At 63.5% G+C, this 8,724-nt stretch carries 9 protein-coding genes and 1 pseudogene; 4 read left to right on the forward strand and 6 right to left on the reverse strand.

Annotated elements, in window-relative coordinates; genetic code table 11:
• The first annotated feature begins 87 nt into the window (after nt 1-87).
• Nucleotides 88-1,548: a carboxylesterase/lipase family protein gene (locus ACXJL8_RS25845; RefSeq protein ID WP_456619860.1), complete on the forward strand. Its 1,461-nt coding sequence runs from the start codon at nt 88-90 to the stop codon at nt 1,546-1,548.
• 21 nt (nt 1,549-1,569) lie between these two features.
• Here the strand turns inward: ACXJL8_RS25845 and ACXJL8_RS25850 are convergent, their stop codons facing one another.
• Nucleotides 1,570-1,749 (reverse strand): hypothetical protein, encoded by a 180-nt coding sequence (locus ACXJL8_RS25850; RefSeq protein WP_456619859.1) that lies wholly within the window; start codon nt 1,747-1,749, stop codon nt 1,570-1,572.
• A 157-nt stretch (nt 1,750-1,906) separates the two neighbouring features.
• On the opposite strand from ACXJL8_RS25850, the gene ACXJL8_RS25855 reads away from it, so the two are divergent.
• Both ACXJL8_RS25855 and ACXJL8_RS25860 read left to right on the forward strand, forming a co-directional pair.
• Nucleotides 1,907-2,704, forward strand: coding sequence for a DODA-type extradiol aromatic ring-opening family dioxygenase (locus ACXJL8_RS25855; protein ID WP_456619858.1), 798 nt, complete (start codon nt 1,907-1,909; stop codon nt 2,702-2,704).
• A 178-nt stretch (nt 2,705-2,882) separates the two neighbouring features.
• On the forward strand, nt 2,883-3,653 hold the full coding sequence (locus tag ACXJL8_RS25860; protein WP_456619857.1) for a phosphorylase family protein: 771 nt from the start codon (nt 2,883-2,885) through the stop codon (nt 3,651-3,653).
• 24 nt (nt 3,654-3,677) lie between these two features.
• On the opposite strand, the gene ACXJL8_RS25865 is transcribed toward ACXJL8_RS25860, so the two are convergent.
• The 4 genes from ACXJL8_RS25865 to glgC form a co-directional block, all read right to left on the reverse strand.
• On the reverse strand, nt 3,678-4,328 hold the full coding sequence (locus ACXJL8_RS25865) for a nucleoside deaminase (RefSeq protein WP_456619856.1): 651 nt from the start codon (nt 4,326-4,328) through the stop codon (nt 3,678-3,680).
• Nucleotides 4,329-4,677: 349 nt separating this feature from the next.
• Nucleotides 4,678-4,938 (reverse strand): SemiSWEET transporter, encoded by a 261-nt coding sequence (locus tag ACXJL8_RS25870; protein ID WP_456619855.1) that lies wholly within the window; start codon nt 4,936-4,938, stop codon nt 4,678-4,680.
• A gap of 53 nt (nt 4,939-4,991) precedes the next feature.
• Complete coding sequence (gene glgA / locus ACXJL8_RS25875) at nt 4,992-6,440, reverse strand: glycogen synthase GlgA (protein ID WP_456619854.1); 1,449 nt, start codon at nt 6,438-6,440, stop codon at nt 4,992-4,994.
• A complete protein-coding gene (gene glgC, locus ACXJL8_RS25880; RefSeq protein WP_456685829.1) occupies nt 6,437-7,699 on the reverse strand; it encodes a glucose-1-phosphate adenylyltransferase in 1,263 nt (420 codons plus the stop codon). Before glgC ends, glgA begins: the two co-directional genes overlap by 4 nt.
• 352 nt (nt 7,700-8,051) lie before the next feature.
• Here glgC and ACXJL8_RS25885 point away from each other — a divergent pair, with 352 nt between their 5' ends.
• A complete protein-coding gene (locus tag ACXJL8_RS25885; protein WP_456619852.1) occupies nt 8,052-8,498 on the forward strand; it encodes a hypothetical protein in 447 nt (148 codons plus the stop codon).
• 8 nt (nt 8,499-8,506) lie between these two features.
• Here ACXJL8_RS25885 and ACXJL8_RS25890 read toward each other — a convergent pair.
• Nucleotides 8,507-8,724, reverse strand: a pseudogene (locus ACXJL8_RS25890) (hypothetical protein); the annotation flags it as partial.

An 8,724-nucleotide genomic window follows, 5' to 3' on the forward strand; every position in this document is an offset into this window, starting at 1 on the left:
GACTCGCGGACTCGCGCAGCACTTGCCTCGTCGCGCGCCGCGGACGTAACCTGCCCGGGAACCTTTCCGCGCATCGAGATCCCCAAGATGCGGCCCCTGCTTGCGCTCGTTGCGGCTTCCGCATTCCTCTGCTGCGCCGGCGCGGCCCTGGCCCAGCCGGTCGGCCAGTTTCCGTTTGCCCTGACGCGCGAGGGACAGATGCTCGGCGCCGTCGAGGGGGAGGTGGCGTCCTTCAAGGGGCTCGCCTACGCTGCGCCGCCGGTCGGACCGCTGCGCTGGCATGCACCGCGGGCGACGCCCGAGAGCTCGGAGATGCGCACCGCCTACGACTACGCCGCGCCGTGCCTTCAGCCGTCACTGCCGGCCGCGAGCGAGGATTGCCTCACGCTCAACGTGTTTCGTCCCTTCGGGGTCGACGGCCCGCTGCCAGTGATGGTGTTCATCCATGGCGGCGGCTTCGTCAGCGGCTCCGCGAATGATCCGCTGTTCGACGGCGCCAGGCTCGCGCAGGCTGGCCTCATCGTGGTCACCGTCAATTATCGCCTTGGTGTGCTCGGCTGGCTCGCTCACCCGGCGCTGTCGGAAGGCGGCTCCGGCAATTACGGCCTGATGGACCAGATCGCGGCGCTGCATTGGGTCCACGACAACATCGCAGCCTTCGGCGGCGATCCGAACAACGTCACCCTGTTCGGCAACGGCGCAGGCGCGATGTCGATCGCCCTCTTGATGCTGTGTACGCAAACGCGCGATCTGTTTCAGAAAGCGATTTTGCAATCGGTGCCCGGTCGCGCGCGCCTGCGCACGGCGCAAGAGGCGGAGACGATGGGGCGGCAATTCGTGGCGGCGCTTGGGCAGGAAGCGGATGTGCGCACAGCCGAGCCGGCACGGCTGCTCGCCGCCGAAAAACATCTGCTGGAAAAATCGTCGCGCAGCTTCGCGCCGGCCGTGGATGGAGGTCTGGCGTCGGAGAACGTCGCCGCGGGGTTTGCGGCGGGACACCAGAGCCGCATTCCCGTGATCATCGGCTCGAATGACGACGAGACCAGCTTTGACGGTGAGCTCGGGATCAAGGAGGAGCTTGCGTCGTCGGGCGAGAGCATCGACGGGCTGCGCAAGCTCTATCCCGACGTCGCACGGCAATCGGATCTTGCGGCAAGGTTCTACACCGACAAGGTCTTCTCCGAGCCGGTGCGGTTGCTGGCCCGCTTGCATGCGGCAACGGGCGCGCCGACCTTTCGCTATCGCTTCGCCTATGTGCCCGAAGCCCAGCGCGGAAGTCCCGACGAAGGGCACGGTCGGGAATTGCAGTTCATCTTCGGTGCCGAGGGGGTGCCGGGCGCCGGCATCCTTTCGCGACGGGATCGCGCGGTCGCAAGCCGCATGCGCGCCTACTGGATCAACTTCGCGACGAGCGGAAATCCCAACGGCCCGGACCTGCCGCGTTGGGATGCGGTCGCCGATCGCGATCGCCTGCTATTGATCACGGATGATCGCATCGCGAGCGGTGACGACCCCTGGTTGGAGCGCCTGGACCGGCTCGCGCGCTGAGGTTCGAAGGATGAGTTGAGATCAAGCCGCGAGTTCGACGCGGGGGGCCGGGCTCAGCCGGTCTTCCTCCAGATAGTCCATCGCGCCGTCCTTCTCGACGGCGTAGAACTGCTGGCCTTCCTTCGATCTGAAGGCAGCGCGGACGACGCCGCGGCGGCCCTTGTCACTGTTGACGACGTCCCCCAGCGAAAACTTCCTCATCACACGTCCCTGGCTTCTGGCCGACTGCTTCGGCCACGCCGGGGATTTTGGAAGGCAAATCGTTAACGGCTTGCTAACCATACGCGTTTCCCTATGCTCGCCGCCGTTTCGCGCGGATGACACCTGCGCCCCTTGCCGAACAGACGAGCCGAGGCCTATGACGCGAGTTCCGACCTTCTTTTTGTCGCATGGCGGCGGCCCCTGGCCGTTCATGGAGGACAGGCGGGTGCAATATGCCAAGACCGCCGAGGCGTTCGGCCGGTTGCCGCAGCGTCTGCCGGCGAAACCCAAGGCGGTGCTCGTCATCACCGGCCATTGGGAGGCCGATGCGTTCACGGTGTCGACCGCGGCACATCCGCCGATGGTGTACGACTATTACGGTTTCCCCGAGCACACCTATCATCTGAAATATCCGGCGCCGGGCAAGCCCGAGCTCGCCGCCGAGGTGAAGGCGCTGCTCGTGCGCGCCGGCCTCGATTGCCGCGAGGATGCCAATCAGGGATTCGACCACGGCACCTTCGTGCCGCTCGGGCTGATGTATCCGAACGCCGACATGCCGATCGTGTTGCTGTCGCTGAAATCGAGCTACGATCCGGGCGAACACATCAGGGTCGGGGAGGCGATCGCGCCGCTGCGCGATGAGGGCATCCTGATCATCGGCAGCGGGCTCACCTATCACAACATGCGCGGCTTCGGACGGCCGGAGTCGAAGCTGGTCTCGTATGATTTCGAGGCTTATTTGAACGAGGCGATCAGCCATCCGGATGCAGCACGGCGCAACGCAATGCTGGTCGACTGGGAGAATGCGCCGAGCGCACGCCTTGCGCATCCCCGCGAGGACCATCTGCTGCCGCTGATGGTGGCCGCCGGCGCTGCCGGCAGCGATGTCGGCCATCGCGTGTTCGTCGACGAGGTCGCGAACGTCGCGATGGCGTCGTATGTGTTCGGCGGCTGATCTCGCCGCCAGCGCCGCGATCAGGCGGCAGCTGTGGCGTCCGAGGCACAGTTCTCCAACAACTGGCTTCCAATCGGGAGGACTGTCGATTTTGTCTAGACGAACAGTGCTAGTGCCGGCTTACTCTTGATTGCCCGAGTCTAGAGACACTTCGGTTTCAGGATTATCGACGCCTCTGATGACGCTGCATGTCACGGTCAACGACGCTCACGCTGGCGCCCCCCGCTGTGACATGAAGGCGGTCATCGCCGTAGTTGGACTTGCGATCGAAGCCAGAATAGCCGGCGCGCCAGCGATGATCGCTGATGGTGACCGGACCGCCTTTTACTTGCGTGACGCTATCAGACACGGCGCGCGCGGCATTATAAGTTTTGGGGTATGCGGCGGGCTAGATCCGAAGCTCCGACCAGGTCACATCGTCATCGCCTCGTCGGTATTTGCCGCGAAAGATGAAGCTTATCCAGCTGACCTCCCCTGGGCCGAGGAGCTCCTTCGGATGATCCCGGGTGCCAGCTACTCTGCGATAGCTGGAGTCGCTTCCCCGATGACAAGTCTTGAAGAGAGGCGGGACTTCCATGGCATCACCGGGGCGGTTGCCGCCGATATGGAGTCGCAGATCGTCGCTCGAATTGCTTCCGAACTCAGAATTCCCTTTGCCGTCTGTCGTGTTGTTCTAAACCCTGCTCATCGAAAACTTCCGAGGGCAGCGCTCATAGATATTGGGCCCGCAGGTAAGCCTGAACTGCGCAAGATTGGACGTTCGCTTGTTCAAGACCCGGGGCAACTCCCAGGTCTTAGCCGGCTCGCCGTTGACTCTGTCATGGCGGTGATGGCTTTGCGCAGCGCCAAGCGACGGATCGGAGCTCACTTTGGTTTCCCGCACCTGTATTCACGAAACCCAGTTCCCATTCCGACGCGTGCACTTGAAACGATAGCCACACGCGCCTGATCCTGCAGTAGCGCGCTCCCGATCCTAGACTTCAGACTTGTCCAGGTCCGAGATGGTGGTGTTTGAATCTGCACGCCGGCGCAGGAAGACGTTACTCACCGAAAGAGCCGGCGCGGCCAAAATATCCGCCAGCGCATTCCAGGAAAACGTTGGCCGAGGCGCGCCCGCATGGCACGAAGTCTGCTCGGCCGCTCGTCCGATGCAGCCTCGTCGTCTCATAAATCGCCAGGCGAGCGGGTTCCAGTCGCGCCAGACCTGCTCCGCCCTTTGGGATAGCAAGCCAGAGACGATTTCCGGCGCAGGTCCGAAGACCTCAGGCAGTTTGCTCGACAAATTGTTGTCCGACAGAACGTCCCATCTCGAAAATCCGCCCATGATCGGAGATGAAATGGCGAACACCACGCGACCAATCCGCGCCTCACGTGTCGGGAAAGAACACATTGGGCAAGGTTCGACGATTGAATACAAAGTGCAATCCGGCAAACGCTTTTGTCTTAGAATCTTCTGCGCCTCTGAAAGAGCCACGAGTTCCGCGTGTCGGGTCACGTCGCATTCCGATGAAACGTGGTTAGTCGCTTCTGCGATGACCTGTCCTCGAGACGCGATTACGGCGCCGAATGGCAGCTCTCCTTCCTTCACCCCTTGCCGAGCGAGTTCGAGGCATCTTTCCATCATTCGCAGATCTTGGACGTCAGCTTCTGATCTACTCATAGGCGCCCCTTTGGGAACGCGAGAACGGTGTTGAGAATGCGTCTGTCGCCGCCCCTTCATATTACGGCGGCGTCGTAGCGATGTAGAATGTTTCCGGTGCCGCTACGGAGGCGGCTCCTGCGGCCTGGCATATTCGCAATTAAGCAGCGGGCTACAAACAGTCTGACTTGATCTGGATCAAGGACCGTTACCTTTCAGGTGCCGCACGGACCACACGATGATCTATTGTCTATGTCGGCTCCGGGGTCCCTCGAAAACAGACATCCCGGATTTTATGGGTACTCGCGCCAATCCGCTCTAAGCAGCTTCAACCTCAGCCGTATTTCAGCTTCATGAACAGGATACCGCCGGCGAGCACCATGGTGATGGCGTTGGCGGCGACCAGCGGCGCGTCGCCGCTGAGCAGGCCGTAGACCAGCCAGAGCGCCAGGCCCAGCACCATGACCAGGAACATGCCGAGCGAAATGTCTTCGGTCGAGCGGGTCTTCCAGACCTTGATGAATTGCGGCGCGTAGGCGACGGTGGTGCAGGTCGCGGCGGCAAAGCCGAGCAGCTTGATCGCGAAGGGGTCCATGGCCGCTCTATAGCATGGATTCGGCGATGAAAAATCCGTCGGATGGCGGGGGCTCACGCCCTTCGCGCCGCGATGATGCCGCGATAGAGCGCGGCATAGTCGCCCGCCCGGTTGCGCCACGAGACGTCCGTCGCCAGGCCCATAAGCTGCAATTTTCGCCACGCCGGCCTGTCGTGGAAGGTGAAGCTCGCACGTCCCAGCGCAGCCGAGAGATTTTTTGATGTGACCGGCCCGAACGTAAAGCCGGTGGCCGCGTCGCCGGCATCCCTGACGTCGGCGACCGTGTCCGCCAGTCCGCCGACACGCGATACGACCGGCACGGCGCCGTAGCGCAGCGCGCAAAGCTGGGTCAGGCCGCAGGGCTCGAACCGCGACGGCACGAGGAGCGCGTCGGAGCCGGCCTGGATCAGATGGGCGAGCGCCTCGTCATAGCCGATCACGGCGGCGATCCGTCCCGGATGCGCGCGCGCGGTCCCCTTGAAGCGCTCCTGCAACTCGGCATCGCCGCTGCCGAGCAGAGCCAGTTGCATGCCGTCGCCAAGGATGGTGGGGATGGCTTCGAGCAGGAGATCGAGCCCCTTTTGCCACGACAGCCGGCTGATGACGCCGAGCAGCAGCGCGTCGGGCAGCGGATCGAGGCCGAGCCGCTGTTGCAGGGCGGCCTTGTTGGCCGAACGGAACGCCAGCTCGTCGGGACCGAAGCGATAGGCGATGTGCGGATCGGTCTGGGGATTCCACACGGAAATGTCGATGCCGTTGAGAATGCCGCTCAACACGCTGGAGCGCTCGCGCAGGAGGCCGCCGAGTCCCATGCCGCCTTCGTCGCTCTGGATCTCCCGCGCGTAGGTCGGCGACACCGTGGTGATGCGATCGGCGAGCTGCAGCCCGGCCTTCAGAAAGCTCACGCCGCCGAAATATTCGACGCCATGGACGTCGTAGGAATCCCAGGGCAGGCCGATCGCGCCGATCAGCTCACGCGCGAACTTGCCCTGATAGGCCATGTTGTGGATGGTCATCACCGTGCCCGGCCGCGGGCGGTTGTCATAGTGCAGATAGGCCGGCGCGAGCCCCGCCTGCCAATCATGGGCGTGAACGACGTCGGGCACGAAGGACGGGACGAGGCCGTGGCCGATATCGGCCGCCACGCGCGACAGCGCCGCAAAGCGCACGCCATTGTCCGGCCAGTCGACGCCCTCGGCGGTGACATAGGGGTTGCCGGGCCGCGCGTACAGATGCGGCACGTCGAGCACGAACAGATCGAGCCCGGCATGCGAGCCGGCGAGCAGGCGCCCCGGCCCGCCGAAATAATCCGGCCAGCGCCGGATTTCGTCGGCACCCGACAGCAGCCGCATCACGTCCGGATAGCCCGGCATCAGCGTGCGCATCTCGACGCCATGCGTCTTCAACGCGATCGGCAGCGCGCCGGCGACATCCGCGAGGCCGCCGGTCTTGACGATGGGGTAGACTTCAGAAGCGACCGCGAGGACGCGAACAGACGTCATGTATTGAGCCTGTCGATCATCGGCTGGGTGATGAGCGAGATGCCCTGCTCGGTGGTGCGGAAGCGTTTGGCGTMGAGTTCGGGATCTTCCCCGATGACCAGCCCCTCGGGGATTTCCACGCCGCGGTCGATCACGACATTCTTCAATCGCGCGCCGCGTCCGACATTCACATACGGCATGATCACGGCATTCTCGACGTTGGCATAGGAGTTGATGCGCACGCCGGTGAACAGCAGCGAGCGGCGCAGCGAGGCGCCGGAAATGATGCAGCCGCCGGAGACCAGCGAGCTCACGGCCTGGCCGCGCCGGCTCTCCTCGTCATGGACGAATTTTGCGGGCGGGGTGATCTCGGAATAGGACCAGATCGGCCAGGCGCGGTCGAACAGGTCGAGCTCCGGCACAACGTCCGTGAGGTCGATGTTGGCGGCCCAATAGGCATCGACCGTCCCGACGTCGCGCCAGTAGGAACGCGGGTCGGAGCCGGAGCGGACACAGGAGCTGCTGAACTGATGCGCGATGGCGCGGCCGTTCTTGACGATATGGGGAATGATGTCCTTGCCGAAATCATGGTTGGAGTTCGGGTCCTCGGCGTCGCGCTTGAGCTCGTCGAACAGGAATTTCGCGTCGAATACGTAGATGCCCATGCTGGCGAGCGAGACATCGGGTTTGCCCGGCATCGGCGGCGGATCTTTCGGCTTTTCCAGGAACTCCTGGATCCAGCCGTTCTCGTCGATATGCATGATGCCGAAGCCGGAGGATTCCGCGCGCGGCATTTCGAGGCAGCCGACCGTGACGTCGGCGCCGCTGTCGACGTGCTGCCGCAGCATCACCTCGTAGTCCATCTTGTAGATGTGGTCGCCGGCGAGCACCACGATGAAGCGGGCGTTGTGCGACTCGATGATGTCGATGTTCTGGTAGATCGCGTCCGCCGTGCCGACATACCACATGTTCTCCGACACGCGCTGGCTCGCGGGGAGAATGTCGAAGCTCTCGTTGCGCTCGGGGCGAAAGAAGTTCCAGCCCATCTGAAGATGCCGGATCAGGCTGTGCRCCTTGTACTGGGTGGCGACCGCGATGCGGCGGATGCCCGAGTTCACCGCGTTCGACAATGCGAAATCGATGATGCGGGACTTGCCGCCGAAATAGACGGCGGGCTTGGCGCGCCGGTCGGTCAGCTCCAGGAGCCGGCTGCCGCGTCCGCCAGCCAGGACAAACGCCAGCGCCTGACGGGCGAGCGGCTCATTTCCGGCGGCACTCATGTCATCCTCCCACACTCTGGCGCAGCCGGGACCTTCGCGAGAAGCCTCTCGGTCGCGCACCATATTGGAACCGATAGTAACGGTACGAATAGTAAATCGGGAAGATGCTTGTTGGTTGCGAATGCCCGGGAAGCTTAATGCTTTGCCGTGGTGATCGACTTCCGGTGGTGTCGTCCTGGTGTCATATCCTCGCGGTCAGCATGCCGCATCCGGCAGGCGGCCCGATCACATTTGAGGCAGGCCCGGCTGTTGTGCGCCGCACGCGAAATCGAGGCTTTGACTTGGCGCCGGGATGCCCGATCATGGTGTGTAATCCTTTTTCCAAATGAAACGTCAGACAGGGAGCAAGACGATGACGATCTGGAAAACGGCGATTGCCTGTTCGCTGGCGGGCGCGGTCATGGCCAGCCAATTCGAGCAGGCGGCGGCAGCGCCGCTGCCGACCAACGTCGCGGCCATGAAGGCCGCGGCCGGCGACGATGTCACGCAGGTGCATTGGCGTGGCGGCGGCTGGGGATGGGGTCTCGGCGGCCTCGCGGTCGGCGCGATCATCGGCGGTGCCATCGCCAGCAGCGCGCCTTACGGCTATGGCTATTATGGCGGCGGCCCGTACTACGGCGGCTACGGATATCCGGGCTACGGCTACGGCTCCGGTTATGCGCCGGCGTATTATGGTTACGGACCGGCCTACGCCTATCCGCGATACTACCGGCCCTATCGCCCGTATTACGGCTACGGCTATGGCTACTATCGGCCGTACCGCGCCTATGCGCGTCCCTATTATCGCGGCTATTGGTAATCGCGCGGCTAGAGCGAGAGCCAGACGATCAGGCTCATGCAGGCGAAATGCGCGAGCACGATCGCGGCGAGATGAAGCGGGCCGGCCTTGAGGCTGAGCCTGCTCATCTCGCCGCCTCCGCCTACAGCCGTTTCCGTTCCGATGAATCGGAACGGGGCTCTAGATTCTTGCTTTGACGCGTTTTCTTCACGCGAACCGGTATCCACTTCGCTCGAAAACGCTCTAG

This window comes from Bradyrhizobium sp. P5_C11_2 (assembly GCF_054049755.1).

Coding starts and splice junctions, on each gene's coding strand:
- ACXJL8_RS25845 (WP_456619860.1), top strand. CDS start 88: ATGCGGCCCCTGCTTGCGCTCGTTGCGGCTTCCGCATTCCTCTGCTGC.
- ACXJL8_RS25850 (WP_456619859.1), bottom strand. CDS start 1,749: ATGAGGAAGTTTTCGCTGGGGGACGTCGTCAACAGTGACAAGGGCCGC.
- ACXJL8_RS25855 (WP_456619858.1), top strand. CDS start 1,907: ATGACGCGAGTTCCGACCTTCTTTTTGTCGCATGGCGGCGGCCCCTGG.
- ACXJL8_RS25860 (WP_456619857.1), top strand. CDS start 2,883: ATGACGCTGCATGTCACGGTCAACGACGCTCACGCTGGCGCCCCCCGC.
- ACXJL8_RS25865 (WP_456619856.1), bottom strand. CDS start 4,328: ATGATGGAAAGATGCCTCGAACTCGCTCGGCAAGGGGTGAAGGAAGGA.
- ACXJL8_RS25870 (WP_456619855.1), bottom strand. CDS start 4,938: ATGGACCCCTTCGCGATCAAGCTGCTCGGCTTTGCCGCCGCGACCTGC.
- glgA (WP_456619854.1), bottom strand. CDS start 6,440: ATGACGTCTGTTCGCGTCCTCGCGGTCGCTTCTGAAGTCTACCCCATC.
- ACXJL8_RS25885 (WP_456619852.1), top strand. CDS start 8,052: ATGACGATCTGGAAAACGGCGATTGCCTGTTCGCTGGCGGGCGCGGTC.